At 61.5% G+C, this 26182-nt stretch carries 23 protein-coding genes, 1 other RNA gene and 1 pseudogene; 19 read left to right on the top strand and 6 right to left on the bottom strand.

The window, feature by feature from the left end; genetic code table 11:
- Positions 1–35 precede the first annotated feature (35 nt).
- Together V9K84_RS25960 and V9K84_RS25955 are read right to left on the bottom strand one after the other, a co-directional pair.
- Positions 36–347, bottom strand: a complete 312-nt coding sequence (locus tag V9K84_RS25960; RefSeq protein WP_078481341.1) for an RnfH family protein — start codon at positions 345–347, stop codon at positions 36–38.
- Positions 340–774, bottom strand: a complete 435-nt coding sequence (locus tag V9K84_RS25955; protein WP_043863838.1) for a type II toxin-antitoxin system RatA family toxin — start codon at positions 772–774, stop codon at positions 340–342. The genes V9K84_RS25960 and V9K84_RS25955 overlap by 8 nt, the downstream gene beginning before the upstream one ends.
- A 170-nt stretch (positions 775–944) precedes the next feature.
- On the opposite strand from V9K84_RS25955, the gene smpB reads away from it, so the two are divergent.
- Entirely contained in the window at positions 945–1427 is a 483-nt protein-coding gene (gene smpB / locus V9K84_RS25950) for an SsrA-binding protein SmpB (RefSeq protein ID WP_043863839.1), read from the top strand.
- 99 nt (positions 1428–1526) lie between these two features.
- Here smpB and V9K84_RS25945 read toward each other — a convergent pair whose 3' ends face one another.
- On the bottom strand, positions 1527–2294 hold the full coding sequence (locus V9K84_RS25945; protein ID WP_043863840.1) for a GntR family transcriptional regulator: 768 nt from the start codon (positions 2292–2294) through the stop codon (positions 1527–1529).
- A 253-nt stretch (positions 2295–2547) separates the two neighbouring features.
- Between V9K84_RS25945 and V9K84_RS25940 the strand changes: the two genes are divergently transcribed.
- The 8 genes and pseudogenes from V9K84_RS25940 (at position 2548) to V9K84_RS25905 (ending at position 11536) form a co-directional block, all read left to right on the top strand.
- Positions 2548–4215 (top strand): lactate permease LctP family transporter, encoded by a 1668-nt coding sequence (locus V9K84_RS25940; protein ID WP_043863841.1) that lies wholly within the window; start codon positions 2548–2550, stop codon positions 4213–4215.
- A gap of 68 nt (positions 4216–4283) precedes the next feature.
- Positions 4284–5429, top strand: a complete 1146-nt coding sequence (gene lldD / locus V9K84_RS25935) for an FMN-dependent L-lactate dehydrogenase LldD (protein WP_043863842.1) — start codon at positions 4284–4286, stop codon at positions 5427–5429.
- Between the two features lie 74 nt (positions 5430–5503).
- Positions 5504–8314 carry an FAD-binding and (Fe-S)-binding domain-containing protein gene (locus tag V9K84_RS25930; protein ID WP_088513989.1) on the top strand — a complete coding sequence of 937 codons (2811 nt, stop codon included), beginning with the start codon at positions 5504–5506 and terminating at the stop codon, positions 8312–8314.
- Positions 8315–8461: 147 nt separating this feature from the next.
- On the top strand, positions 8462–8743 hold the full coding sequence (locus V9K84_RS25925; protein WP_088513988.1) for a hypothetical protein: 282 nt from the start codon (positions 8462–8464) through the stop codon (positions 8741–8743).
- Positions 8744–8844: 101 nt separating this feature from the next.
- Positions 8845–9236, top strand: a transfer-messenger RNA (tmRNA) gene (gene ssrA, locus V9K84_RS25920).
- A 181-nt stretch (positions 9237–9417) separates the two neighbouring features.
- On the top strand, positions 9418–10638 hold the full coding sequence (locus V9K84_RS25915) for an integrase domain-containing protein (RefSeq protein ID WP_088513987.1): 1221 nt from the start codon (positions 9418–9420) through the stop codon (positions 10636–10638).
- 92 nt (positions 10639–10730) lie between these two features.
- A pseudogene (locus V9K84_RS25910) lies at positions 10731–10910 on the top strand (transposase domain-containing protein); the annotation flags it as partial.
- A 239-nt stretch (positions 10911–11149) separates the two neighbouring features.
- Positions 11150–11536 carry a hypothetical protein gene (locus V9K84_RS25905; RefSeq protein WP_338793195.1) on the top strand — a complete coding sequence of 129 codons (387 nt, stop codon included), beginning with the start codon at positions 11150–11152 and terminating at the stop codon, positions 11534–11536.
- A 15-nt stretch (positions 11537–11551) separates the two neighbouring features.
- On the opposite strand, the gene V9K84_RS25900 is transcribed toward V9K84_RS25905, so the two are convergent.
- Positions 11552–12702, bottom strand: a protein-coding gene (locus V9K84_RS25900) for an IS3 family transposase (protein ID WP_095160079.1) whose coding sequence is annotated in 2 segments (ribosomal slippage) — positions 11552–12459 and positions 12459–12702 — 1152 coding nt in all. Because the reading frame shifts where the segments join, the coding sequence is not laid out codon by codon here.
- Positions 12703–13280: 578 nt separating this feature from the next.
- Between V9K84_RS25900 and V9K84_RS25895 the strand changes: the two genes are divergently transcribed.
- The 3 genes from V9K84_RS25895 (at position 13281) to V9K84_RS25885 (ending at position 16406) form a co-directional block, all read left to right on the top strand.
- A protein-coding gene (locus V9K84_RS25895) for an IS3 family transposase (RefSeq protein WP_338793193.1) occupies positions 13281–14443 on the top strand; the annotation gives its coding sequence in 2 pieces (ribosomal slippage) (positions 13281–13533 and positions 13533–14443; 1164 coding nt in all).
- Between the two features lie 132 nt (positions 14444–14575).
- The gene (locus V9K84_RS25890) at positions 14576–15007 is read left to right on the top strand and encodes a hypothetical protein (protein WP_088513844.1); all 432 of its coding nucleotides are present in this window, start codon (positions 14576–14578) and stop codon (positions 15005–15007) included.
- 361 nt (positions 15008–15368) lie between these two features.
- The gene (locus V9K84_RS25885) at positions 15369–16406 is read left to right on the top strand and encodes an ABC transporter substrate-binding protein (protein WP_088513845.1); all 1038 of its coding nucleotides are present in this window, start codon (positions 15369–15371) and stop codon (positions 16404–16406) included.
- Positions 16407–16469: 63 nt separating this feature from the next.
- Here the strand turns inward: V9K84_RS25885 and V9K84_RS25880 are convergent, their stop codons facing one another.
- A complete protein-coding gene (locus V9K84_RS25880) occupies positions 16470–17084 on the bottom strand; it encodes an XRE family transcriptional regulator (RefSeq protein ID WP_088513846.1) in 615 nt (204 codons plus the stop codon).
- Positions 17085–17264: 180 nt separating this feature from the next.
- On the opposite strand from V9K84_RS25880, the gene V9K84_RS25875 reads away from it, so the two are divergent.
- The 5 genes from V9K84_RS25875 to V9K84_RS25855 all read left to right on the top strand — a co-directional run bounded on the left by V9K84_RS25875 (position 17265) and on the right by V9K84_RS25855 (position 23442).
- The gene (locus V9K84_RS25875; RefSeq protein ID WP_088513847.1) at positions 17265–18401 is read left to right on the top strand and encodes an FAD-dependent oxidoreductase; all 1137 of its coding nucleotides are present in this window, start codon (positions 17265–17267) and stop codon (positions 18399–18401) included.
- Between the two features lie 28 nt (positions 18402–18429).
- Entirely contained in the window at positions 18430–18810 is a 381-nt protein-coding gene (locus V9K84_RS25870) for a RidA family protein (RefSeq protein WP_088513848.1), read from the top strand.
- A 96-nt stretch (positions 18811–18906) separates the two neighbouring features.
- A complete protein-coding gene (locus tag V9K84_RS25865; RefSeq protein ID WP_043863850.1) occupies positions 18907–19962 on the top strand; it encodes a membrane protein in 1056 nt (351 codons plus the stop codon).
- Between the two features lie 118 nt (positions 19963–20080).
- Positions 20081–20860 (top strand): class I SAM-dependent methyltransferase, encoded by a 780-nt coding sequence (locus tag V9K84_RS25860; protein ID WP_043863851.1) that lies wholly within the window; start codon positions 20081–20083, stop codon positions 20858–20860.
- Between the two features lie 290 nt (positions 20861–21150).
- Positions 21151–23442, top strand: a complete 2292-nt coding sequence (locus tag V9K84_RS25855) for an autotransporter outer membrane beta-barrel domain-containing protein (protein WP_088513849.1) — start codon at positions 21151–21153, stop codon at positions 23440–23442.
- 61 nt (positions 23443–23503) lie between these two features.
- Here the strand turns inward: V9K84_RS25855 and V9K84_RS25850 are convergent, their stop codons facing one another.
- On the bottom strand, positions 23504–24514 hold the full coding sequence (locus V9K84_RS25850; RefSeq protein ID WP_043863855.1) for an NAD(P)-dependent alcohol dehydrogenase: 1011 nt from the start codon (positions 24512–24514) through the stop codon (positions 23504–23506).
- A 141-nt stretch (positions 24515–24655) separates the two neighbouring features.
- Between V9K84_RS25850 and V9K84_RS25845 the strand changes: the two genes are divergently transcribed.
- Positions 24656–25156, top strand: coding sequence for a sigma-70 family RNA polymerase sigma factor (locus V9K84_RS25845; RefSeq protein WP_043863856.1), 501 nt, complete (start codon positions 24656–24658; stop codon positions 25154–25156).
- A 1-nt stretch (position 25157) separates the two neighbouring features.
- Positions 25158–26105, top strand: coding sequence for a FecR domain-containing protein (locus tag V9K84_RS25840; RefSeq protein WP_088513850.1), 948 nt, complete (start codon positions 25158–25160; stop codon positions 26103–26105).
- Positions 26106–26182: the final 77 nt, after the last annotated feature.

Here is a 26182-nt window from a genome sequence, read left to right as displayed (position 1 = left end):
CCCGGATCATTCCGGGCTTTTTCATGCGCGGCGTTTCACCGCTTGGCCTTCTTGAACACCCTGGCTACCTTGGCCGCGCGCTGTTTGCGCACCTCCTTGGGGTCGATCAGCAGCGGCCGATACAGCTCGATCCGATCACCAGCCTCGACCGGATGCTGCGACGCAACCACCTTGCCAAAGATACCCATCGGGCAATCCCCGATCGACACGCCCGGCAACTGCCCGGCGATGCCCGACAAGCGAACCGCCTCGCTCACCGACGTACCCGCTGGCACCTCCAGCGCCAGCAACAGCTGCTGCTCGGCGGTGGCGTAGACCACTTCGATGGGCAGCATCGGCTCAGCCATTGAGTTGCTTGGCCCGCTGGCAGAACGCATCCACCAGGGTGTTGGCCGCCTGGTTGAAGATCGGCCCCAGGGTGGCGCGCACCAGCGGCCCGGCGTAATCGAACGACAGGTCCAGGCTGATCTTGCAGGCCTTGTCGCCGAGTGCCTTGAACGTCCACAGCCCGTGCAGCTGATTGAACGGCCCCTCCTCAAGGTTCATCTCGATGGACTGCCCTGGCACCAACTCATTTCGCGTTACAAAACTCTGGCTCATGCCGCCCTTGGCCGCCTCGACTCGCGCACGCATCAGGGTCTCGCTCTGCTCCAGCACCGTGCTGGAGGAACACCACGGCAGAAATTCCGAATAGCGGGCGACGTCATTCACCAGGTCATACAGCGCCTGAGCGGGGTACGGCAACAGTGCCGAACGTTGAATATGGGTAGTCATCCAGGCGTCACTTCCAAAGCTGAGCGGTAAACACGATGCGAATGCCGAGGGGCGCCACATAGCGCATCAAGAGGAAAAACAGCGCGTATTGTCCGGGATTCACTCCAACGGCTCAAGCGTACCGCTACCCCGTAGCCGACAGCGCGACGACTGCCTATAATGCCGCCCCTATGGCTAAACAAAAGAAGCATCCGACAGGGACCATCGCGCAGAATAAAAAGGCGCGTCACGATTACTTCATCGAGCACAAGTTCGAGGCCGGATTGGTCCTGTCCGGTTGGGAAGTAAAAAGTCTGCGTGCCGGCAAGGCGCATCTTGTGGACAGCTACGTGCTGCTCAAGGACGGTGAAGCATGGCTGATGGGTTGCCATATCACCCCCCTGACCGCAGCCAGCACCCACGTGATCGCCGACCCGACCCGTACCCGTAAACTGCTGCTCAATCGCCGCGAGCTGGAGCGCCTGTTCGTGGGCGTACAGCAGAAGGGCTATACCTGCGTGGCCTTGTCGATGTACTGGAGCAAGCACTTGATCAAGTGCGAGATTGCCCTGGGCAAGGGCAAGAAGGAATACGACAAGCGCGATACCCAGCGCGAGCGTGATTCCGATCGCGAGTTGCAGCGCGCCGTGCGCAGCAAGGGCCGCGACGAGTAGGCACGACTGCTCTAGCCACTTCGCCGGCAAGGCCGGCTCCTACAGGCCAAGCGAAACCCTGTAGGAGCCGGCCTTGCCGGCGAAAGCCGCAACGCCTGTCTAGCGCCCGTTGCGCCGCTCTGCCCGCGCGACCCGCTGCACTTCCTGACGCACCTCTTCGAGCACCTCCTGCACATACAGAATGTGCTGGCTCGACACCTCTCGTGCATCCTGCGCACGCCCTTCGACAATCGCCAGGTACAGGTCCCGGTGCTGCGCAATCAGCATGTCGCGGGTCTCGCTGCGTTGCTTGTACATACCGCCGATGTTGGTCACCACGTTGCGCTTGAGCAGGTCGAACAACCCGCGAATGGTATGCAGCAGCACCGCGTTATGGCTGGCCTCGGCAATCGCCAGGTGGAACGACGCATCCGCCGCCCCTTCCTCGGCGCGGCTCACCTCATCGGCACGCGCATAACAGTCCTGCAGCGCATCGAACGCCACCTTCAACCGCTCGCGATCCACCGCGGTGGCACGCAATGCGGCGTAATAGGCACACGACGCCTCCAGCGTATGACGAAACTCCAGCAGGTCGCGTTCGACCTCCGGATTGTTCTCCAGCAATTGCAACAAGGGGTCGCTGAACGTCGAACCCATCGACTGAGCAACATAATTGCCGCCACCCTGTCGGCTCACCAGCATGCCCTTGGCTACCAGCTTCTGGATCGCCTCGCGCAACGACGGGCGTGACACCCCGAACTGCTCGGCCAGTTGCCGCTCGGCCGGCAACCGCTCACCGGCGGTCAAGGTGCCTTCAAGAATCATCCCCTCAAGCCGCTCGACGATATCGTCGGACAAACGGCGTTGGCGGACCTGGTTGAAAACCATCACATGCTCTCCACAATCCCGAGTTCGTTCGGGGCCGCCTATTTTGGCCTATCGATGCCCACGTCACACCCACCAGTTGGCGAATTTCGAAGCCGCTCAGCCGACCTTTTTTCAACCGTCCGACGAAAGTTTTAGCGGGGCAAATTGACACACCCACCACAGGGCTCTTAACCTAGCGGCTCGACATTGTAAATTGGTATGACCAATTAGCCAATGCCACTGCATGACCAACAACAATTAGGGGCCACCCCATATGCAAACCTGGCAACAACTCTATAGTCCGCTTGGTAGTCTCGGCCTGTCCGCCCTGGCGGCAGTCATCCCTATCGTGTTCTTCTTCCTGGCGCTGGCCGTGTTCCGCCTCAAGGGTCATGTGGCAGGCAGCATCACGCTGGCGCTGTCGATCCTGGTCGCCATCTTCGCCTTCCAGATGCCCGCCGACATGGCCCTGGCTGCTGCCGGGTACGGTTTTGCCTATGGCCTGTGGCCCATCGCCTGGATCATCGTCGCGGCGGTGTTCCTGTACAAACTGACGGTCAAGAGTGGCCAGTTCGAAGTGATCCGCAGCTCGGTGCTGTCGATCACCGACGACCAGCGTCTGCAGGTTCTGCTGATCGGCTTCTGCTTCGGCGCCTTCCTGGAAGGCGCGGCAGGCTTCGGCGCACCCGTGGCCATTACCGCTGCACTGCTGGTGGGCCTGGGTTTCAACCCGCTGTACGCCGCCGGCCTGTGCCTGATCGCCAACACTGCCCCGGTGGCCTTCGGCGCCCTGGGTATCCCGATCATCGTGGCCGGCCAGGTCACCGGTATCGACGCCTTCAAGATCGGCGCCATGACCGGTCGTCAATTGCCGCTGCTGTCGCTGTTCGTGCCGTTCTGGCTGGTGTTCATGATGGACGGCCTGCGCGGCGTCAAGGAGACCTGGCCTGCAGCCCTGGTGGCCGGCCTGAGCTTCGCCGTCACCCAGTACTTCACCTCCAACTTCATCGGCCCGGAACTGCCGGACATCACCTCGGCACTGGCCAGCCTGATCTCCCTGACCCTGTTCCTCAAGGTCTGGCAGCCCAAGCGCTCGATGACCACCGCCACCGGCAGCGTCGGTGCAGCCGTGGTCAACGGTGGCGGCAGCCAGCCTTCGCCTTACAGCTTTGGCGAGATCTTCAAGGCCTGGTCGCCGTTCCTGATCCTCACCGTGCTGGTCACCATCTGGACCCTCAAGCCATTCAAAGCGGCCTTTGCCGCCGGTGGTTCGATGTACAGCTGGGTGTTCAACTTCGCCATCCCGCACCTTGACCAGCTGGTGATCAAGACCGCGCCGATCGTCGCCGCCCCGACCGCCATGCCGGCGGTGTTCAAGCTCGACCCGATCTCGGCCACCGGTACCGCGATCTTCTTCTCCGCGCTGCTGTCGATGCTGGTGCTGAAGATCAACTTCAAGACCGGCCTGACCACGCTGAAGGAAACCTTCTTCGAACTGCGCTGGCCGATCCTGTCGATCGGCATGGTGCTGGCCTTTGCCTTCGTCACCAACTACTCGGGCATGTCGTCGACCATGGCCCTGGTACTGGCCGGCACCGGCGCAGCGTTCCCGTTCTTCTCGCCGTTCCTTGGCTGGCTGGGCGTGTTCCTGACCGGTTCGGACACTTCGTCCAACGCGCTGTTCAGTTCGCTGCAGGCCACCACCGCGCACCAGATCGGGGTCAACGACACCCTGCTGGTGGCCGCCAACACCAGCGGCGGCGTTACCGGCAAGATGATCTCGCCACAGTCCATCGCCGTGGCATGCGCGGCCACCGGGCTGGTTGGCAAAGAGTCGGACCTGTTCCGCTTCACCCTCAAGCACAGCTTGTTCTTCGCCACCATCGTCGGCCTGATCACCTTGATCCAGGCGTACTGGCTGACCGGCATGCTGGTTCACTAAAGTGAAAGAGGCCGGGCGCCCCAAGGGCGCCCGGCAGCTGCCCCTTTCAACCGACGCTGCGAGACACCATGATCATTTCAGCCTCTACCGACTACCGCGCCGCAGCCCAACGCAAGCTGCCGCCCTTCCTGTTCCACTACGCCGACGGCGGCGCCTACGCCGAGTACACCCTGCGCCACAACGTCGAAGACCTGGCCAGCATCGCCCTGCGCCAGCGCGTTCTGAAGAACATGTCCGAGCTCAGCCTCGAGACCCGCCTGTTCGATGAAACCCTGAGCATGCCCGTGGCCCTGGCACCGGTCGGCCTGACCGGCATGTACGCCCGGCGCGGCGAGGTGCAGGCGGCACGTGCCGCGGCGGCCAAGGGCATCCCCTTCACCCTGTCGACCGTGTCGGTGTGCCCGATCGAGGAAGTGGCCCCGGCCATCGACCGGCCCATGTGGTTCCAGCTCTATGTGCTCAAGGACCGCGGCTTCATGCGCAATGCCCTGGAGCGTGCCAAGGCCGCCGGCGTGACCACCCTGGTGTTCACCGTGGACATGCCCGTACCCGGCGCACGCTACCGTGACGCCCACTCCGGCATGAGCGGCCCTAACGCACCGCTGCGGCGCATGTGGCAGGCCATGACCCACCCCCAGTGGGCGCTGGATGTAGGCCTGCTGGGCAAGCCCCACGACCTGGGCAACATCTCCAAATACCGCGGCAGCCCCACCGGCCTGGCCGACTACATCGGCTGGCTGGGCGCCAACTTCGACCCGTCGATTTCCTGGAAGGACCTGGAATGGATCCGCGAGTTCTGGGATGGCCCGATGGTGATCAAGGGTATTCTCGACCCGGACGACGCGCGCGACGCCGTGAAGTTCGGTGCCGACGGCATCGTGGTGTCCAACCACGGCGGTCGCCAGCTCGACGGCGTGCTGTCCAGCGCCCGTGCCCTGCCGGCCATCGCCGATGCGGTCAAGGGCGACCTGAAGATCCTCGCCGATTCCGGTATCCGCAGCGGCCTGGACGTGGTGCGCATGATCGCCCTGGGCGCAGACACCGTACTGATCGGCCGTGCCTTCCTCTATGCCCTCGCCACCGCAGGCGAAGCCGGCGTGAAGAACCTGCTCGACCTGTTCGAAAAGGAAATGCGCGTGGCCATGGTGCTGACCGGCGCCAAGTCCATCAGCGAGATCACTCGCGATTCGCTGGTACGCGAATTCGGCGCCTGACCGCCTGCCCCATCACCGCCTGATTGTCCGGGGCACGCGGCGCGATAGACGCCGTGGCCCCGCGAGGAGTTTGCATGAGCCTGCCCACCGCGTTTCTCGACTCGGTTGAACGCCTGATCCCCCGTGAGCGCCGCTTCGACGACCCCACGTCTACCCTGGCCTTCGGTACCGACGCCAGCTTCTACCGGCTGATCCCCAAGCTGGTGGTGCGCGTGGAAAGCGAAGACGAAGTGGTGGGCCTGCTCCAGCTGGCCCAGCGCGACCGCGTGCCGGTGACCTTCCGCGCCGCCGGCACCAGCCTGTCGGGCCAGGCCATCAGCGACTCGGTGCTGATCGTACTGGGCGACAACTGGAACGGTCGCGAGATTCGCGAGCAAGGCCGGCAGATCCGCCTGCAACCCGGCGTGATCGGCGCCCAGGCCAACGCCTGGCTGGCGCCGTTCGGACGCAAGATCGGCCCCGACCCGGCGTCCATCAACGCCTGCAAGATCGGCGGCATCGTTGCCAACAACGCCAGTGGCATGTGCTGCGGCACCGCCCAGAACACCTACCACACCCTGGCCGGCCTGCGCCTGGTGCTGGCCGACGGCACCCGCCTGGACAGCGAAGACCCGGCCAGCGTCGCGGCCTTCCAGAGCAGCCATGCCGACCTGCTCGAATCGCTCGCGCGCCTGGGCCGCGAGACCCGCGCCAACACCGAACTGGCTGCGAAAATCCGCCACAAGTACCGGCTCAAGAACACCACCGGCCTGTCGCTCAACGCCCTGGTCGACTACGACCAGCCACTGGACATCCTCAACCACCTGCTGGTGGGCTCCGAGGGCACCCTGGGCTTCATCAGCGCGGTTACCTACGACACCGTGATCGATCACCCGCACAAGGCGTCGGCGCTGATCGTGTTCCCGGACGTGGAAACCTGTTGCACCGCCGTCACCGTACTGAAAAGCCAGCCGGTATCGGCCGTGGAACTGCTCGACCGGCGCAGCCTGCGCTCGGTGCAGGACAAGCCCGGCATGCCGGCCTTCGTGCAGCAGCTGTCCGAGGGTGCGTGCACCCTGCTGATCGAGTCCCGCGCTGCCACCCAGACACTGCTGCACGAGCAGTTGGGCCTGATCATGGCCTCGCTGGCGCAATTTCCGGTCGAGAAACAGGTCGACTTCACCGAAGACGCCAAGGAAAACGCCAAGCTCTGGGCCATCCGCAAAGACACCTTCCCGGCCGTCGGCGCCGTACGAAAGACCGGCACCACGGTCATCATCGAAGACGTGACCTTCCCGGTCGAGCAACTGGCCATCGGCGTCAACCGCCTGATCGAGCTGTTCGAGCGGCACCACTATGACGAAGCCATCCTGTTCGGCCATGCGCTGGAGGGCAACCTGCACTTCGTGTTCACCCAGGGTTTCAACAGTGCCGAAGAGGTCGCCCGCTACCAGGCGTTCATGGACGACGTGGCGCACCTGGTGGCGGTCGAATTCGGCGGTTCGCTCAAGGCCGAGCATGGCACCGGGCGCAACATGGCGCCGTTCGTCGAACTGGAATGGGGCCACGATGCCTACCAGCTGATGTGGACGCTCAAGCGCCTGCTCGACCCCAACGGTATCCTCAACCCGGATGTGGTGCTCAGCAACGACCCGCAGATCCACCTTAAGAACCTCAAGCCGTTGCCGGCCGCCGACGAGATCGTCGACAAGTGCATCGAGTGCGGCTTCTGCGAACCGGTGTGCCCGTCCAAGGGGCTGACCCTGAGCCCGCGCCAGCGCATCGTGATGTGGCGCGACATCCAGGCCAAGAAGCGGGCCGGGGTCGATACCACCGCGCTTGAACGCGACTACCAGTACCAGGGCATCGACACCTGCGCCGCCACCGGCTTGTGCGCCCAGCGCTGCCCGGTAGGCATCAACACCGGCGAACTGGTGAAGAAACTGCGCGCCCAGGCTGCCAGCCACGTGAAGACAGCCGACTGGCTGGCGGAGCATTTCCACACCGCGCTAAGCGGCGCCCGCCTCACCCTGCGCGCAGCCAACGGTGCCCGCCGCCTGTTGGGCGCGCCACGTCTGGCCCGCATCAGCCAGTCGTTGAGCAAAGCCAGCAACGGCCGCCTGCCGCTCTGGACGCCGGCCATGCCGCAGCCCCTGCAGCCCATCCAGTTCAGCCCGGCGAGCAACGATGCGCGGCCCCGCGTGGTGTACCTGGCGGCCTGCGTATCGCGCGTCATGGGCCCGGCCGCTGGCGATCGCGAACAGACCTCGCTGCTGGACAAGACCCGCGGCCTGCTGGAGAAGGCCGGCTACCAGGTGGTGTTCCCCGAGAACCAGGACAGCCTGTGCTGCGGTCAGCCGTTCGCCTCCAAGGGCTATGCCGAACAGGCCGAGCACAAGCGCCAGGAACTGATCGGCGCGCTGCTGCATGCCAGCCGCGGCGGGCTCGACCCGATCTACTGCGACACCAGCCCGTGCACCTTGCGCCTGGTGCAGGACCTCAAGGACTCGCGCCTGGACCTGTATGACCCGGTGCGCTTCATCCGCACCCACCTGGTGGACAAGCTGGAATTCACCCCGCAGGACGCACCGATTGCCGTGCACGTGACCTGCAGTACCCAGCACCTGGGCGAGAGCCAGGCCCTGATCGACCTCGCGCGGCGTTGCAGCAAAGAGGTGGTGATACCCGAGGGCATCCACTGCTGTGGGTTCGCCGGCGACAAGGGCTTCACCACCCCCGAACTGAACGCACATTCACTGCGCAGCCTAAAGGACGCCGTGCAGTACTGCAGCGAAGGCATCTCCACCAGCCGCACCTGTGAAATCGGCTTGAGCGAGCATGGCGGCATCGACTATCACGGCCTGGTGTACCTGGTGGACCGGGTGACCAGAGCCAGGGCGCTGTGAGCCAAGGCGGCTCCTGCACACCGGCAGGAGCTGGCCTTGCCGGCGAACCGGCCATCTGCCACAACATCCGTCTGAACCCCTGGTATCGGCCGCAGTCCATGCAAATAGGCCCCTTATCCTGAGGCCTTCCCAGCCAAGGAGATTCACATGAAGCGTACTGCGATTACCGGACTGTTCCTCAGCGCCGCACTGCTAGCCTCGCCTGTGTTCGCGGCGGATAAAGACCTGTGTACCAACAACCTGCAGAAGATCGACGACCAGATGGCAACCATGGGCGCGACTTCCGAAGGGCTGGACGATGCGCTGAAGCAGCATGTGGCTGACGCCAAGGCCGCGCAGGCGGCGGGCAACGACAAGGATTGCATCACCATCAGCGCCAAGGTGCTGTCGCGCCTCGAGAAGACCGACAAGGGCGGCAACGGTCAGTAACCTCGGTGGGCGACCGGACCGGTAGTCGACGTCGCCCGACCGATGGCGTATACTCCGTCACATGCACCCGAAACGGTGCTAGCGCTAGAGCAGTAAAAAATGGGGCCGATTAGGATTCGACGCCGGTGATGAAACTCTAGGTGCATGCCGAGTTGGTAACAGAACTCGTAAATCCACTGTTGCAACTTTCTATAGTTGCCAATGACGAAAACTACGAGGGTTACGCTCTCGCTGCGTAAGCAGCCGAGCCCGCTCTCCTGGTAGCTTCGGCTCCAGCAATCACTAGGGGATGCCTGTAAACCCGAAGTGATTGTCATACAGAACAGGATCGTCGTGTAGCACGTTGGGGGCAAAGCGACTAAAACTTACCCAACTCGTCCAAAGCACCCTGCCCGTCGGGCGGCTGCGGATTAACTCAATAGACACGGCTAAGCATGTAGTACCGACAGCGGAGTACTGGCGGACGGGGGTTCAAATCCCCCCGGCTCCACCACTTTTACATCTAAAGACGTCCACGGACGTCTTTTTTGTGCCTGAAAGCTAGAGAAATCAAGGGTTTCAGGTCCTATGGCGTCCGAGGCTATCCGAGCAGATCTTACAATCTATGTATTCCACGTGGTATTCCAAGGCTACCACTGGTATTTTTTGGAATACATGAGGCTCTGGAGACGACCATGTGCGCCCAAGCTGCGCGGCTATCAGACCTGAAGGTCAAGGCCGCCAAACCTGCTGAAAAAGATTACATTCTCACCGATGGTGACGGCCTGCAGATGAGAGTAAGGGCCAATGGCTCGAAGCTCTGGAATTTCAATTACATCCACCCAGTGACCAAAAAGCGTGTGAACATGGGTCTGGGCACCTTTCCGGAGGTCGGCCTAGCGCTCGCTCGCAAACGGACCGTAGCGGCGAGAGAACTTGTTGCTCAAGGGCTAGATCCGAAGGAAGCACGAGACGCAAATCGCCAGGCCCTCAAAGCGACGGTGGAGCACACCTTTAAAAATGTGGCAATTGCATGGTTTGAGCTGAAGAAGGACGCAGTCACTCCCGCCTATGCCGAGGATATTTGGCGCTCGCTGACGCTGCACATTTTTCCCGACCTTGAAGAAACGCCGATATCTACAGTCACTGCACCAACAGTAATCAAGCTGCTTCGCCCACTTGAAACAAAGGGCAGCCTCGAAACGGTCAAGCGCCTAAGCCAGCGCCTGAACGAAATTATGACTTACGGCGTGAATTCCGGTTTGATTCATTCGAATCCGCTGACTGGAATTCGGTCAGTCTTCAAAAAGCCGAAAAAGAAAAATATGGCGGCCCTCGCCCCCGATGAGCTGCAAGAGCTCATGCTTGCGGTTGCCAACGCCAGCATAAAAAGGACTACGCGATGCTTGATCGAATGGCAACTGCACACCATGACTCGCCCAGCAGAAGCAGCCACGACTCGCTGGGCAGACATCGATATCGAGAAGAAGATCTGGATTATTCCACCCGAGCGAATGAAGAAGCGACGTACTCACATCATTCCACTTACCGATCAGGCAATCGCGCTATTAAATGCGATAAGACCCCTCAGTGGTCACCGGGAGTACGTTTTTCCGGCAGACCGCAACCCCCGTACACACTGCAATAGCCAAACGGCAAATATGGCACTGAAGCGCATGGGGTTCGAAGGCCGACTCGTAAGTCACGGCATGCGATCAATGGCTAGCACCATTCTCAACGAGAAAGGGTGGGATCCTGAACTGATCGAGGTAGCACTTGCCCATGTGGATAAGGACGAGGTGCGCAGCGCTTACAATCGTGCGGATTACATTGAGCGTCGACGGCCGATGATGGCTTGGTGGAGCCAGCATATTCAAGAAGCTGCCGCGGGCAATCTAGCTATCTCCGCCGTTTGAAAACCTTCCATAGGGAATCTAAAGCAAGGCATTCCCTATGGAAGCCTTTTTCTCGCAGATTCAATGTTCTACTAACGAGCCGTATTTCTGACCGTACGACCTGACTCTTCGCCGGATCTCTGCGCATCGACAAACGGGCGGCGGCAATCATGAGCCTGATCCACTCGACGCGAATGTACGGGCATGATCCTCAAGCCTACCTCAAAGCGATACTGCCGCACTTGCCGGCTCAGAGGGCCTGTGAAATTAAGCAATTGCCCCCGTATCGCTAGATGCGGGTCCGGCCTGCGCAAGGTCTATTGTCGTAGCTTACTCTTGGAAAACGAAAAGCACTGTGAGGCTCAAGTATCTATACAGGGGGCCGATACGGACTAGCATCTATCTCCTGATGCCGCTGCGCCGCAGTGCCACACTGAGCACATCCATTTGCATTACCTAGGCGGCCACCGGCCGGCGCGCGTGCCGAAGCTCACATGCAGCGGCACCTTGATGATCGAACGAGGAAACCACAGTGCCCCTGCAGTCCCCGGAAGCCCTACTTGAACACCTGAACAATGCCCTGCGTCATCTGCGTGGCGCCTGCACTGTCTTGGACAGTGAAGACATCGACAGCAAGCTGTTGGCCGTGATGCGCCGTTTGCTGCTGGCTCAGGTACTGGGGGACACCTGGGTGGTGGCGGTGGGCGGCTCCCAAGGGGCGGGTAAAACCACACTGATGGCCAGCCTGTACGGCTTGCTCGGTGCCGAGCAAAAGTGGCTTGAGGGCAACGAGGGGCGTGGAGAGAAAATGCCCGTGCTGATTCTCGAACAGGACGGCTCGAAGCAGGTGCAAGGCTTCGTGCGCCGCCTAGTACAAAATGAGGGTGCAACGGGCTTCACTTTGCAGGATGAGCAGTGAATCGCCCCTGGTTTCCTAGACACTCTCCAAGCTCAGGAAATAGCGTTTCTCATACTCTACTGGAGACAGCTGCATAGCACTGCTGTGTCGGCGTTTAGGGTTATAGAACATCTCGATGTAATCGAAAATATCACTTCGGGCTTCTTCACGGGTTGTGTAGATCTTTCGTCGGACTCGCTCCCGCTTCAAAAGCTGGAAAAAGCTCTCGGCTACGGCATTGTCGTGGCAGTTTCCCCGCCGGCTCATGCTGCTGATTACATTGTTGGCCTTCAAGAAACTTTGCCAATCCGAGCTACTGAACTGACTGCCTTGATCTGAGTGAATCATCACTTGCTGCTGAGGCTTGCGTCGCCAAACAGCCATCAACATCGCGTCGATAGCTAGGTCGCTGCTCATCCTTGGCTTCATTGACCAACCAATTACTTGGCGTGAGAACAGATCCAGCACTACCGCGAGGTAGAGCCACCCTTCATAGGTGCGGATGTAAGTGATATCTGTCACCCAGACCTTGTTCGGCTCACTGACCTTGAACTGCCGCGCGAGGTGGTTGGGCGAGGCCACTGTTGGTTTTCCACCATAGAACCCTGGACGCCGCCGATAGCCCGTTTGAGAACGCAGCCCCTCCGCCTGCATCAAGCGCCCGACTCGATTTCGACCGCATTCCTCTCCCAGCTCACGCAGGTCATCGTGAATTTTGCGGTAGCCGTATACACCTCCGCTTTCCAGCCAAGCGTGTTTGATCAAGCCAAGCAGACGTTGATCTTCTTTTGCTCGGGAAGATTGAGGCTCGGCCAGCCAGGCGTAATAACCGCTGGGGTGCACCTTGAGGGTATGGCAAAGGCGCCGCACCGGGTAATCAGTCGAGTGCTTCTTGATGAAGGCGTACTTCAGCCGCACTCCTTGGCAAAGTACGCGGCGGCCTTTTTTAAGATGTCTCGCTCTTCCGTCACGCGCTTGAGTTCAGCGCGTAGCTTGCGCAGTTCGGCCTGCTGATCGTCGTCTTGCTGACGCTGCTCTTGGGGCTTGCTGTAGACCTTGATCCAGGCGTAAAGGCTGTGCACGGACATACCCAGGCGCTGGGCGACATCGGCGACAGGTTTGCCTTTCTCGGTCACTTGCTTGACCGCTTCGATCTTGAATTCTTCGGGGTAACGCTGACGACTCATGGCTCCTCCTATTTGGGCCTCATTATGAGGCTTGGAGGTGTCTACGAAACTAGGGGCGATTCACTCCGATGTACCGCATGAGGCTGTCGTAGTTTTTCTGGACGGGCCTACGGTAGTCTCTTAACCGCCGTCTGAAATCGAAACTGCGGGTTATCTGGCGGATGTCTTCCACGCATCTGTTAAGACGGCCGACAAGATACGGGACATGCTCTCCCCTGGCATTCGTGATATGGAACTCGCCAAGCATCAACTCTGAGCGGTTCACGCAGGTAAGAAACGCTTCGAAATAGGGGTTAAATCTAGAATTTGGGAATTGGTCGAAGATGTCTTGTATCTCACCTCTCAAGCAAGAGAGGAAGCGCTTACCCAAGCGGCTAGCTTTCACTCTTAGGTTACCATTATGGTCAGGCTCTCCGATAAAGAGATCATGATCTGTTTTCATTATCGTTTCCAGCACGGGCTTTAACCGGTACACAAGGTCAATCCTTACCCGGTGCTCTTCACCAGGAGTAAGTGTAGTGGTCTAATGAAACCGGACACCCATTTAGGCGAGAATGCTCGCCATAGAGAGGTGTCTGATGACCAAGCAACGTCGTACCTTTACCCCTGAGTTCAAGCGCGAGGCTGCGTGCCTGGTGCTCGACCAAGGCTACAGCCATATCGAAGCCGCCCGTTCGCTCGGATTGGTCGAATCGGCGCTTCGTCGATGGGTGAGCCAGCTTCAGCAAGAACGTAGCGGTGTTACTCCCACCAGCAAGGCTCTGACACCTGAGCAGCAAAAAATCCAGGAACTCGAAGCCCGTATCAATCGGCTAGAACGGGAAAAATCGATCTTAAAAAAGGCCACCGCGCTCTTGATGGCCGAGGAACACGAGCGTTCGCGTTAATCGATCAACTGCGGGCTCAAGAGCCTGTTGATCTGTTGTGCTCGGTATTTGATGTCACCCGATCTTGCTACTACGCGTACTGCCGGAAACGTCGGTATCCGGATGCCGAACGAGTAGTCTTGCGTAGCCGCGTGAACGAGTTGTTTACGCAAAGCCGAAGCGCTGCGGGCAGCCGGAGCATCATGCTGATGATGAAAGAGAACGGCATGCAGATCGGGCGATTCAAGGTACGTAGGTTGATGCGCGAGCTGAACTTGATCAGCAAACAGCCGGGCTCCCATGCCTACAAAAAGGCTACCGTGGAGCGGCCTGATATCCCGAACGTGCTTGATCGCGGGTTCAGCGTGGCATCCCCGAACACAGTCTGGTGCGGTGACATTACGTACGTCTGGGCTGAAGGCCAATGGCACTATCTGGCGGCTGTCATCGACCTTTGTGCCCGGCGTGTTGTAGGTTGGGCGTTCTCAGCCAAGCCTGATGCCGACCTGGTGATCAAGGCATTGGATATGGCCTATGAGCAGCGTGGCCGGCCTCAGAATGTGCTGTTTCACAGCGACCAGGGCAGCCAATACGGCAGCCGAAGTTTCCGCCAGAGACTATGGAGATACCGCTTCACGCAGAGCATGAGTCGGCGCGGCAACTGCCACGACAACGCGCCGATGGAGCGGTTATTTCGCAGCCTGAAGACTGAATGGATACCGACGGTGGGCTACATGAGCGCTGTGCTGGCACAGCAAGATATCAGTCGGTTTTTGATGGAGCGGTACAACTGGCGGCGACCGCATCAATTCAACGAAGGGCTACCGCCTGCGGTCGCAGAGGAAAAACTCAATTCAGTGTCCGGGATCAGTTGACCACTACAACCCACTCTGATGGAACTGTGTCCAATCCGCCAGTGATGGCACAAAAACATCACGCCCCCTGTAGAATCCGCCGCGGCTCGGTCCGGAGGGGGCCGAGCGCGATTGGTACCAAAGGAATCCAGGATGTTCGCTCTTCGCAATTTGACGGCAGCCATGCTCATAGTATTGAGCACAGGCTGCGCAACCGGCCTCAATTCGGTCCAACAATCGGAACTCGCAAGTTACAAGGCAAGGAACCTCGCGGTTCAGGAGAAGAGCCCTGGCGTGGGAGCCGCACTTGGCCTCCTGCCTGGCGGGGGTTCCTTTTATGGACGCTCCTACGGGTTTGGCGTGGTCAACCTTTTGCTCTGGCCCATCTCGATCTTATGGGACCCTGTCAGCGGGTATGACGCTGCAGAATCGATCAACTATCAAGCCTCTAAAGCGCACGTGTCCAACTTGAAAAGAAGCGAGATGGACAATCTCGACTCCAGGCTGGCCACGGATGAAATCGACCTGAAGCAGTACACGCTTGAAAGACGCAAGGTTGATGAGAAGTACGCACACAGCCTCTGACACGATCCCAGAAAGCCCGCCAAGCGCGGGCTTTTTCATGCCTGTATGACAGCGCATGGCAAAAATCGTCAGCACATCCGGGATGTGACAATTGAACCCCCTCATCCATTCATAGTTTAGTAAACCCCAATCCAAGAATCGAAAAAGTCAGCTTTTACCCTCCTTACCCCCATGAAACCTTAGGGCACCACAAAACCACCTTAGGAGAACACTGCGCTGCGTGGCGAGCCTTGCTGTTGGCTGTGCGGTTTGCCCTGCAGCGCATGGAACGAGAACCGGATGTCTCTCGTCTGGGAGGACCGATTGATCCCGGTGTCTCGAGTGATGTGCAATCACCCTTGAACAGTAGGAGATAACAATAATGATCAAAGCTCTGAAATTCGCAGCACTCGCAACGGGGATAGTCACTGCCAGTCACGGCCTCGCGGCCGACCTCACCATCGTCTCCTTCGGTGGCGCCAACAAGGAGGCCCAGGTAAAGGCCTTCTACAAGCCCTGGCAACAAGCCCGGGGCAGCAAGATCATTTCCGGCGAGTACAACGGCGAAATGGCCAAGGTCAAGGCCATGGTCGATACCCGCAGCGTGTCCTGGGATGCCGTGGAGGTGGAGTCCGCCGAGCTTGCCCGGGGCTGTGAAGAGGGCATGTTCGAGACGCTGGACCCAGCTCAGATCGGCCTCGATACCAAGCATTTCGTTCCCGGCGCCATCCAGCCCTGCGGCATAGGGTTTCTGGTGTACTCGACGGTGCTGGCCTACAACACCAGCAAGCTGAAGCAAGCCCCCACCGGCTGGAAGGATTTCTGGGATGTGGAGAAATTCCCGGGCAAGCGCGGCCTGCGCAAGCTGGCCAAATCGACTCTGGAGTTCGCCCTGATCGCCGACGGGGTAGAGCACGCTGACGTCTATACGTTGCTGGCCACCAAGGCAGGCCAGGACCGCGCCTTCGCCAAGCTGGATGAGATCAAGCCGCATATCCAGTGGTGGGAAGCCGGCGCCCAGCCACCTCAGTATCTCGCCGCGGGGGATGTGGTGATGAGCTCGGTGTACAACGGCCGCCTCTCGGCCAAGCAGAAGAAAAAGTACGACCTGGACATTGTCTGGTCCGGCGGCCTCTACGAGTTCGATTCCTGGGCTATCCCGCGGGGCGCTTCACGCCAGGAGAAAACCCGCGAGTTCATTGCCTTCACGCTCGACCCCGCGCAACAGAAAAGCTTCGCCGAACATATCGACTACGGCGCCGCCAACCTACAGGCCATGCAACTGCTCGACAAGGACCGCATCGCCGAACTGCCCACCGCGCCAGCGAACCTTTCCCAGCAGGTGCCGGTAGACCCCTTGTTCTGGGCCGACCATGGCGAACAACTGGAGCAACGCTTCAACGCCTGGGCGTCGCGCTAACCCCCTGAACGGCCAGCCATGGGGCACTCACCCCATGGCTTTCGGAATCTGCCGAGCACAAGGTCAGACCTCCGTCATCACCACCATCACCTCGGCGTCACTCCCCGCCTCGCCCTCAGCCAGGTAGATGTGCCCGATCGCGCTGTTGAAATACACCGTCTCCCGGCAACCAACGCTGACGGATTCACCCGTTTCGAACTGAATGCGCACACGGCCCGAAAGCACCACGGCAAATTCCTGCCCGGGGTGGCGAATGTAGTCTTCGAACTGGCTCATCTCACGCGCGCAGATGCGGGCATACATCGGCGTCATGTTGCGCCCGGGAAAATCCCCCGCCATCGGGTGGTACTCGTAGTTGCCCGTGCTGTAACCCGCCGCCGTATCGATGGCCGTGCTCACCACCGTGGGCTGTACCGCACCCACGCTCACCTTGGCCGGGTTGAACAGCTGGGCGATATCCACACCCAATGCCCGCGCTGCCGCCGCCAGCTTCTCGTAACTCACCGATACCTGCGCCAGCTCCATCTTCGACAGGGTCGACAGCGCCACGCCTGAACGCTCGGACAATTGCTTGAGCGTGAGCTTCTGGTTCTTGCGTATGACACGAAGACGAGCCCCCACCTGGGCGCGATCTATCAAGGGGTGGGCCGGGGAACGCGAGACTGGATCGGAGCTCATGCAAACTTCTCTGCCATACGGAAACGATGCCTGGGCCAAGCCGGGCAAGGGCCAAAAATAATACCTCAAGGTAATAGGTTGACTGGAAAATTCTCATATCTTACATTTCTCGTATCTGAGAATTACAAGAACAGCGGCGAAGACATTGCTTCTCCCACTCGGAACAGGAGGCACCTCGGTATGCACGACAGCGAATGTTTCGATTTCGCCATCATTGGCGGCGGTATTGCGGGGGCCTCCCTGGCCTATCGCCTGGCTGGGCAAGCCAGGGTCGTGGTGCTCGAGCGCGAGAGCCAGCCGGGCTATCACGCCACCGGTCGTTCCGCAGCCATGTTCATGGAAAGTTACGGAACACCGCAGATCCAGGCCTTGACCCGCGCCAGCCGCACTTTCTATGAGCAACCGCCCGCTGATTTCACCGAGCATGCGCTGCTGGAGCCTCGCGGTTGCCTGTATGTCGCAGGCCAGGGGCAACAGCCCCTGCTGGAACAGACCTTCGCTGCCGGTGCAGCACAGGCTGGCAATGTGTCGTTGATCGATACCGAGCATGCGCTCGCGTTGGTGCCGTGCCTGAACCCGGAGGCAATGGTTGGCGCGATGCTCGAAACCGATGCCCGCGATCTGGACGTGCATGCGCTGCACCAGGGCTTCTTGCGCGCCGCGCGCCGTGCCGGTGGTGTGCTGCAATGCGATGCGCAACTGAGCGTCGCCAGTCGCGAAGGCGGCCACTGGCACCTGACCCTGGCCGACGGTCGCCAGCTGCGCGCGCGCACGCTGGTGAATGCCGCAGGCGCCTGGGCTGATGAGGTTGCGCAGCAGTGCGGCGTGAAGCCCATCGGCTTGCAGCCCTGCCGACGCACAGCCTTTACCTTCGACGGCCCCCAGGGCATGGATTTCTCGCGCTGGCCCACGGTGATCGGCATCGACGAAAGCTTCTACTTCAAGCCCGATGCCGGCCAGTTGCTGGGCTCCCCGGCCAACGCCGACCCCGTGCCGCCCCATGACGTGATGCCCGAAGAGCTGGACATCGCCACCGGCATCTACCACATCGAGGCCGCCACCTCCCTGACCATCCGCCGTCCGCGTCACAGTTGGGCCGGCCTGCGCTCGTTCGTCGCCGATGGCGACCTGGTGGTCGGCTGGGACAATCACCGCGAAGGCTTCTTCTGGCTCGCGGCACAGGGCGGCTATGGCATCCAGTCTGCGGCCGGCGTGTCGCAACTGGCCTGCGCCCAGTTGCTCGATCAGCCGCTGCCCCAAACACTGCTTCACCAAGGTGTCGAGCCACAGCGCCTGGCACCTGGCCGCTTGCGTTAATCATTCATCACCCACGAGGTTCAATGCCATGTCCGAACAACTGCAGCGTTACCCCAGCCATCTGCCCTACCCGTTCTCCAAGGCCATCCGTGTCGGCGATTTCCTGTTTCTCTCGGGGCAGGTACCAATGGACCCACAGGGCAACGTGGTGCTCGGGGATATCCGCGAGCAAACCGAGGCGGTCATGAGCCGTATCGGCGAAACCCTGACCGAGTGCGGTGTGGGGTTCGATCAGGTGGTCAAGGCCACGGTCTGGCTGACCGACATGCAACATTTCGCCGGTTTCAACGAGGTGTACAAGCGCTACTTCGACAATGGCTTTCCGGTGCGCTCCACGGTCGGCGGCAGCCAGCTGGCACTGGGGGTCGACGTAGAGATCGAAGTCCAGGCCTGGGTCGGCACCCGCTAGCACACCCTTGCCGCCTGCCACTGCGATGCCCCGGCATGGCCACGGAAAGTGGCCCGCCCCATAAGCCCTAACAACAATAATTCGAGGGAAATCGTCATGAAAGAGAGCCTGAAAATAGCCGGCGCGTTCGTCGGTGTGATTGTCGGCGCCGGGTTCGCTTCCGGTCGGGAACTGCTGCTGATGTTCGTCGATTTCGGCGTATGGGGATTGCTCGGGGCAGTGGTCAGCGCCTCACTGTTCATCTTTCTCGGCATGGCATTGGCAGGCATGGGCAGCCGCCTGCGGGCCAGCTCCCATAAAGACGTGGTGAACGCCCTGTGCGGACGCTACCTCGGCGCCTTCGTCGATCTGATGATCACCTTTTTCATGTTTGCGGTGACCGTGGTCATGCTGGCCGGTGGCGGTGCCCTGCTGGAGCAGCAGTTCGGCATCCCGGCCCTGTTCGGCAGCCTGGCGGTGACCGTAATCGTGGTCGCCATCGTGTGCCTGGATGTGCAGAAGGTGATTGGCATGATCGGCGCCGCCACCCCGCTGTTGATTCTCACGGCAGTAGCGGTGGCCCTGTATGGTGTGGCCACCCGAGGCCTGAGTTTCGGCGAGCTCGATCAACTGGCCAGCCAGCAGGACGCCGGCGCCAGCCATTGGCTGCTGGGGGCGCTGTTGTACGTGTCCTACAACATCGTGGCCGGGGTGCCCTTTCTGTCGATCATGGGCGGCACCGCAAAGACCGAGAAGCACGCCATCTGGGGTGGCATCTTCGGCGGCGCGTTGCTGGGGGTGCTGATGCTGGTGATGAGCCTGGGGCTGTTGTCGCGCCTGGACAGCGTGGCGGACCTGCCCATGCCCATGTTGTCCATCGCCACCGAGATTTCACCGGTGCTTGGCCTGGTGATGGCCGTGGTCATTTTCCTGATGATCCTCAACACCGCCGTTGGCACCCTGTACTCCTTTTCGGCGCGATTGCTGCCAGCGGGCACCCGCACGTTCCGCATCGGCTCGGCGGCCGCCGGCGCCCTGGCGTTCGTTGGCAGCCTGGTCGGGTTCGTCAGCCTGGTGGGGCAGGTCTACCCGCTGTTCGGCTACCTCGGCTTCCTGCTGATTGGCGCGGTCGTGCTTGGCTGGCTACGCGTCGGCCGCCTGGCCCAGGCTTGAGCAATGCACAGTGACGCGCTGATCGGGCGCGTCACAAATTGCATCGAACCGGCCCTCTCGAAATCGATTGCCAGGCCGATATGCTTGGCAACCGAACTAGCAGCAGAGCAGGTCACCGATGAAAGTCTGCACAACCTACCGTGAAACCTTCTATCACGTACTCAACGCGGTGTTTACCGCCTATGGCAAGCAGCCGGTGGTAGCGGAACTGGGAGTGCTGCGCGGCGAAAACGCGATGAAGCTCTACCAGGCCCTGACCCCGGAAAAGATGGTGCTGATCGACAGCTGGAGCCCTGCCTCCAATGACGACTACAGCCCATTCGACCAGCTGCCGCCATGGGTCGAGCCACCAGAGAAATACGCTTATTACTACGGCGGCCCGATGCATGAGCAGGCCACCTTCGACAACCTCTACCAGCAATGCCTGGACCGCTTCGCCGACAAGGACAACGTCACCGTCATCCGCGCCGACACCATCAGCGCCATCGATGCGATCCAGCCGCGTACCGGCATCGAGACCTTCGACGTGGTGTACATCGATGCCAGCCACCAGTACGAATTCATCCTGCGTGACCTGATGTACTACCAGGAACTGGTCGGCCCGGATGGCTTCATCCTGCTCAACGACTGCTGCCACAGCCCCAACGGCACCAAGCAGAACCTGGGCGTGCTCGAAGCCTTGAGCAGCTTCATGAAGCGCTCCGACTTCATCCCGCTGGCCATGACCAACACCGACTGGTCGGACGTGATCCTGGTGCGCAAGAACTCGATCATGGTGCAACTGGTGGACATCGCCCTGACCAACTCCGACATTCCGTTCGTGGAGATCCCGCACCAGCTGATCTCTGCCGCCAAAGTCGTTTACGGCCAGCAGCGCATCAACATCAGCTTCGCCTGATTGCGGTTGCAAGACGTCCTGGCCTTCGCCAGGACGACACCGGTCGACCCCACACGACCCATTAAATTCCCGCCAATCTGCCTGTTTTCCCTACAGATGCAGGCTGATTCACATTTTTTCCATGAAAAGCAGCCTAACCGGCTTTTGCTGCTGAATTGTCCTACAACCATCCTGTACAGTACCCAGCGCTTGATTCAGCACTCACTGACAAGCCGGCAGGGATGGCCGATACAGACGCAGCATGCGCTGGTTGTCCCGCGTCGGTTTCCGACCCTGGAAGGGACACCCTCTTGAATACTGCATCGCTGCGCCGCTCACTGCTGGCGCTTTCCATTGCCGCTGCTACAGCCACGGCCAATGCCTCTCCCGCTATCGACTTGAATCACGACCTCAGCTCCGGTGGCTACAGCAATACCGGCGATACCTTCAGCAGCGCCACCTTCAGCGGCACATCGCAGAACGCCGGCGTCGAGCTGATCGATGTCACTGTGCTGGGCAACCTGACCAACAGCGGCGCGATCAACCTCAGCGCGGCGAGTGCCACCGATATTCCCTCGGCCATTTCCCTAACCCTCGATTCCAGCATCGGCGGCAACCTGGTCAACCAGGGCAGCATCAACGTGACCGGCGAAGGCGCCATGGGCCTGGACCTGTACCTGGCCAAGATTGCCGGTGATGTGATCAACAGCGGCAGCATTGCCGTGACGGGCCAGAACGCCAACGGCATGATGATCACCTCCACCCAGTCGAGCATCATCAACAGCGGCACCATCACCGCGCGTGGCGCCGACTCGGCCGGTATCGAAGTCGAAAATGCCGTCTTCAGCGGGTCCACCACCCCGCCCTACAAAAGCAACATCAACAACAGCGGCACCATTTCGGCAGATGGCATCGGCATCCATCTGGTCAACCTGAGCGGCAGCAACCTGTTTTCGATCACCCAGACCGCCGGCCTGCTCGAAGGCGGCACTGCGGCGATTCTGGCCGAAGACAGCAACGCGCAGTCGTACTTCTACTGGTCCGGCGGCCAGGTAAAAGGCGATCTGCTGGGGCTGAGTGGCGTGCTGGTCAAAGGCGACGTGGCTTTCGGCGGTTCGACCATCCGTGCCGGCTACGTGGACATCGACGGTGGCACCCTGACCCTGCTGGCGCCGCACACCACGCTGGACGGCGATCTCGACCTCGACAGCGACACCGCACGCCTGCGTCTGCTGCTGGACAACACGACCCTGCCCGATTCACCGATTCTCAAGGTGACCGGCAACACCTACTTCTCCGCAGGTAGCCAGATCGAGCTGCAAGCCCGCTCCGACGACTTCCGCACCCCGGCCCAGGGCACCCGCTACACCCTGCTGAACTCCGGCACCTGGGAAGAAGCACAGAACCTGTCGGTGGTCTCGTCCTCGGCGCTGCTCGAAGTGAAAAACTTCGGCATCGAGGGCCAGGATGTGAAGGCGCTGGTCGCAACCCGCAGCGATGAAGCGATCGAGCAGAACCTGCTCGGCGCCCGTGCTTCGCGCAATGCAGTCAATGCCATACAACCGTTCAAGAACACCGTGATGGGCCAGCTCAGCGAAAGCGATCCGGTATTCCAGGCCTTCGCCAACGCCAGCAGCGATGCGCAACTGGCCAGTCTCGCCGAAACCCTGACCCCGGATGTCAGCCGCGGCGTGATCAATGCCGCCACCAGCAGCCAGACCCTGGTGGGCAACGCCGTCACCCGCCGCTCCAGCAATGCCCGCAACGGCCTGTCGTCCGGTGAAGGCCTGTCGGACACTGGCGTATGGGTACAGGCACTGTCCAGCGATGCCGATCAGGATCGTCGCCACGGTATCGACGGTTACGATGCCAACACCAACGGCATCGCCGTGGGCGCCGACGGCAAGCTCGACCCCGATACCACCGTGGGCCTGGCGTACAGCTACCTGACCAGCGACGTCAAATCCGACCGGGGCAACAAGACCGATGTCAGCGGCCATGCCCTGACCCTGTACGGCAACTGGACCCTCGACAACTACTTCGTCGACGCTTCGGTGATGTACGGCTGGAACGACAACGAGTCCAAACGCTACATCGCCGGCAGCCGCGCCAAGGCCGACTACGACAGCGAGATCTTCGGCGTCAACGCGCTGGCCGGCTACACCTTCCAGCTCGACCGCCAGGTAGTGCTCGAGCCGCAGATCGGCGCGCGCTACGCCAATGTCTCGATCGACTCGTACCGTGAAAAAGGCAGCTCGGCGGCGCTCAACGTCGGCAGCCAGCGTTACGAAATCGGCGAGATGGGCCTGGGCGCACGCCTGGCAGCCGCCTTCGACCTGGGCGTGGGCAGCCTGGAGCCGGAAGCCAAGCTGATGGCCTGGCATGACTTCATCGGCGACAAGGCCGGCACCACCTCCACCTTCGTGCTGGGTGGCACGCCATTCACCACCCGCGGCGCCACCCCGGCGCGCGACAGCTACGAGCTGGGCCTGGGCGCAACCTACCGCGTCGGTGCCTGGAGCGTGGGCGGGTCGTACAACTACCTGACCAGCAGCGGCTTCGATGCCGACACCTTCACCGCCAACGTGCGCTACGACTTCTGACCTCAACCGCCCGACACGACAAAGCCCGCCAGAAGCGGGCTTTGTCGTGTCGGGGCGTGCCTCAGATATCCAGCACGATCTTGCCGAAATGCTGGTTGGTTTCCTGATAGCGGAACGCATCGGCGATCTGCTCCAGGCCAAAGTGCTTGTCGATCACCGGGCGAAGGCCGTTGGCGTCGATGGCGCGCACCATGGCCTGCTGCTGGGCACGGCTACCTACCAGTACCCCCTGCAGGCGCAACTGGCGCACCAGCGCCTGCACCAGCGGCAACTGCCCCGCCACGCCGGTGAGGATACCGATCAACGAGATGTGCCCGCCAATGCGCGCGGCAATCATCGATTGCTCCAGCGTGGCCGGGCCGCCCACTTCGATCACATGGTCCACACCACGATTGTGGGTCAGGCTGCGCACCTGCTCGCCCCAGGCCGGGGTGGTGCGGTAGTTGATCAGGTGGTCGGCGCCCAGGGCCTTGAGGCGTTCGAGCTTGGCGTCGCTGGAGGAGGTGGCGATCACCGTGGCGCCCGCCAGCTTGGCGAACTGCAAGGCGAAGATCGATACCCCACCGGTGCCCTGCACCAGCACCGTGTCGCCTGGCTTGAGTGCGTCGTCGGCCATCAGTGCACGCCAGGCGGTCAAGCCCGCAGTGGTCAGCGTGGCCGCTTCGGCGTGGCTCCAACCTTTGGGCGCATGGGTAAACGAAGTGGCACGGGCCGTCACCTGCTCGCGGGCATAGCCGTCGATGCCATCGCCTGGCACCGTGGCAAAGCCTTCGATCAGCGGCGCGCCATCCAGCCAGTCGGGGAAGAAGGTGCTGACCACCGCATCACCGACAGCGAACTCGCTGACCCCGGCGCCCACGGCCACCACTTCACCGGCACCATCGGCCATCGGAATGCGCGGCTCGGCAGGCCCCCACATGCCGCTGACCACGGCAAAGTCGTGGTAGTTGAGCGAGTTGGCACGCAGGCGCACGGTGATCTCGCCCGCCTGCGGCGCCGGCGCTTCGCACGTGCCCACCTGCACCTTGTCATATCCGCCGCCGGGTTGAACGTAAATGGCCTTGTGGCTCATGGGAAGCGCCTCGCTCGTGTCTGTAAAGGGTCAACCAGTCTTCGCCCGTGCCTGACGCAGGTCAAGCACCAGCACTTGCACAATCCGCCGGCAAACCACAATAATGCGACTAATTATCAATTACTCAGTATCCTCCGCGCCATGCCCGCACCCGATCACGCTGCCCTGCACGCGCTCTACAGCGAACACAACGGTTGGTTGAAAAGCTGGCTGCGCGCGCGCCTGGGCAACGCCAGCGATGCCGCAGACCTTGCCCAGGACACCTTCATCCGGGTGCTGACCGCACGCAATGCCCAGACCATTCGTGAACCGCGCAGCTACCTGGGCGCCATCGCCCATGCGCTGATGGTCGACAAGTTTCGCCGCAAGGCCCTGGAACAGGCCTACCTCGCCGAACTGGCCACCCGCCCGGAGCGCGTCGTCGAGTCGCCAGAGACGCGCCTGCTGATTCTCGAAACCCTGGTGGCCGTCGATACCCTGCTCGACGGCATGGGCGAACGCACCCGGCAGATCTTCCTGGCGGTGCAGCTCGAGGGCCTGAGCTACGTGGCCACCGCCGAGCGCATGGGCGTGTCGGTGACCACGGTGAAAAAACACATGATCCGCGCCATGACCCACTGCCTGCTGCTGACGGACGACTGACATGGCCCAGCCCCTGGACTACTCAACCCTGGAGGCGGCGGCCAGCTGGTACGTCAAGCTCAATGCCGCGCCGCCCAGCGAGGCCCAGGTGCAGGCCTGGCGGGACTGGCTGGGCAAAAGCCAGGCCCATGCCCAGGCCTGGGCGCGGGTGGAAAAACTGCAGCGCCAGCTTGGCCGCCTGCCCGCCGACGTGGCCCTGCCGACCCTGGCCGGCGTACGCGCGCGACGCCGCGCCGTGCTCAAGACCCTGGCCCTGCTGATGGGCGTGGGCATCACCGGCTGGGCCGTGCGCGAAAGCGACATGGGCCGCGAGCTGATGGCCGGGCTGCGTACCGGCAAGGGCCAGCGCCGCCACGTGACACTGGCCGATGGTAGTCAACTGGAACTCAACACCGACACCGCGCTGGATATCGAATTCGACGGTCAGCAGCGCCTGCTGCGCCTGTACAGCGGCGAAATCATGGTGCAAACCGCCGCCGACGCCGCAGGCCGGCCCTTCCTGGTGCAAACCCCGGAAGGCCGTATCCGCGCCCTGGGCACCCGTTTCAGCGTGCACAGCGAGGGCGGCCTGAGCCGGGTCAGCGTACTGGAGCACGCCGTGGAGGTCCGCCCCGCCGATCAGCCCGGGCAAGTGCTGCGCCTGGACAGCGGGCAAAGCGTGAGCTTCGACGCGCATCAGCTCGGAGCGGTCGGTAGCGCGGCCCCCGGCACCGGTGCCTGGACCGACGGCATGCTGACCGTGATCGAGTGGCGCCTGGCCGACTTCATCAGCGAGCTGCGCCGCTACCGTCCCGGCCTGCTGCGCTGCGACGAGCGCATTGCCGACCTGCGCCTGTCCGGCGCCTTTCGCATCGACGATACCGACACCGTCCTGCAGAACCTGGGCACCTCGCTGCCGGTCAAGGTGCGCTACCTCACGCGGTACTGGGTGAGCGTCGAGCCGGTCTGAAAAAACATCGAAAACCTGGTTGCCGATTTTCATTCTCATTCGGCTACGCAGTTAAAGCGGAAAAAAAAGCCGCGCCC

Origin of the sequence: Pseudomonas sp. AE27 (genome assembly GCF_037113495.1) — a bacterium.
In the GTDB taxonomy this organism is placed as follows: domain Bacteria; phylum Pseudomonadota; class Gammaproteobacteria; order Pseudomonadales; family Pseudomonadaceae; genus Aquipseudomonas; species Aquipseudomonas palmensis.
This window is presented reverse-complemented; position numbering and strand designations above follow the sequence as displayed.

Excerpts from the sequence above, each read along its gene's own strand:
- V9K84_RS25945 (WP_043863840.1), bottom strand. The coding sequence starts at position 2,294 with ATGGTTTTCAACCAGGTCCGCCAACGCCGTTTGTCCGACGATATCGTC.
- V9K84_RS25870 (WP_088513848.1), top strand. The coding sequence starts at position 18,430 with ATGTCCGAACAACTGCAGCGTTACCCCAGCCATCTGCCCTACCCGTTC.
- V9K84_RS25955 (WP_043863838.1), bottom strand. The coding sequence starts at position 774 with ATGACTACCCATATTCAACGTTCGGCACTGTTGCCGTACCCCGCTCAG.
- V9K84_RS25850 (WP_043863855.1), bottom strand. The coding sequence starts at position 24,514 with ATGAGCCACAAGGCCATTTACGTTCAACCCGGCGGCGGATATGACAAG.
- smpB (WP_043863839.1), top strand. The coding sequence starts at position 945 with ATGGCTAAACAAAAGAAGCATCCGACAGGGACCATCGCGCAGAATAAA.
- V9K84_RS25960 (WP_078481341.1), bottom strand. The coding sequence starts at position 347 with ATGGCTGAGCCGATGCTGCCCATCGAAGTGGTCTACGCCACCGCCGAG.
- V9K84_RS25925 (WP_088513988.1), top strand. The coding sequence starts at position 8,462 with ATGAAGCGTACTGCGATTACCGGACTGTTCCTCAGCGCCGCACTGCTA.
- V9K84_RS25915 (WP_088513987.1), top strand. The coding sequence starts at position 9,418 with ATGTGCGCCCAAGCTGCGCGGCTATCAGACCTGAAGGTCAAGGCCGCC.
- V9K84_RS25845 (WP_043863856.1), top strand. The coding sequence starts at position 24,656 with ATGCCCGCACCCGATCACGCTGCCCTGCACGCGCTCTACAGCGAACAC.
- V9K84_RS25940 (WP_043863841.1), top strand. The coding sequence starts at position 2,548 with ATGCAAACCTGGCAACAACTCTATAGTCCGCTTGGTAGTCTCGGCCTG.
- V9K84_RS25860 (WP_043863851.1), top strand. The coding sequence starts at position 20,081 with ATGAAAGTCTGCACAACCTACCGTGAAACCTTCTATCACGTACTCAAC.
- V9K84_RS25865 (WP_043863850.1), top strand. The coding sequence starts at position 18,907 with ATGAAAGAGAGCCTGAAAATAGCCGGCGCGTTCGTCGGTGTGATTGTC.
- V9K84_RS25880 (WP_088513846.1), bottom strand. The coding sequence starts at position 17,084 with ATGAGCTCCGATCCAGTCTCGCGTTCCCCGGCCCACCCCTTGATAGAT.
- V9K84_RS25930 (WP_088513989.1), top strand. The coding sequence starts at position 5,504 with ATGAGCCTGCCCACCGCGTTTCTCGACTCGGTTGAACGCCTGATCCCC.
- V9K84_RS25885 (WP_088513845.1), top strand. The coding sequence starts at position 15,369 with ATGATCAAAGCTCTGAAATTCGCAGCACTCGCAACGGGGATAGTCACT.
- lldD (WP_043863842.1), top strand. The coding sequence starts at position 4,284 with ATGATCATTTCAGCCTCTACCGACTACCGCGCCGCAGCCCAACGCAAG.
- V9K84_RS25840 (WP_088513850.1), top strand. The coding sequence starts at position 25,158 with ATGGCCCAGCCCCTGGACTACTCAACCCTGGAGGCGGCGGCCAGCTGG.
- V9K84_RS25875 (WP_088513847.1), top strand. The coding sequence starts at position 17,265 with ATGCACGACAGCGAATGTTTCGATTTCGCCATCATTGGCGGCGGTATT.
- V9K84_RS25890 (WP_088513844.1), top strand. The coding sequence starts at position 14,576 with ATGTTCGCTCTTCGCAATTTGACGGCAGCCATGCTCATAGTATTGAGC.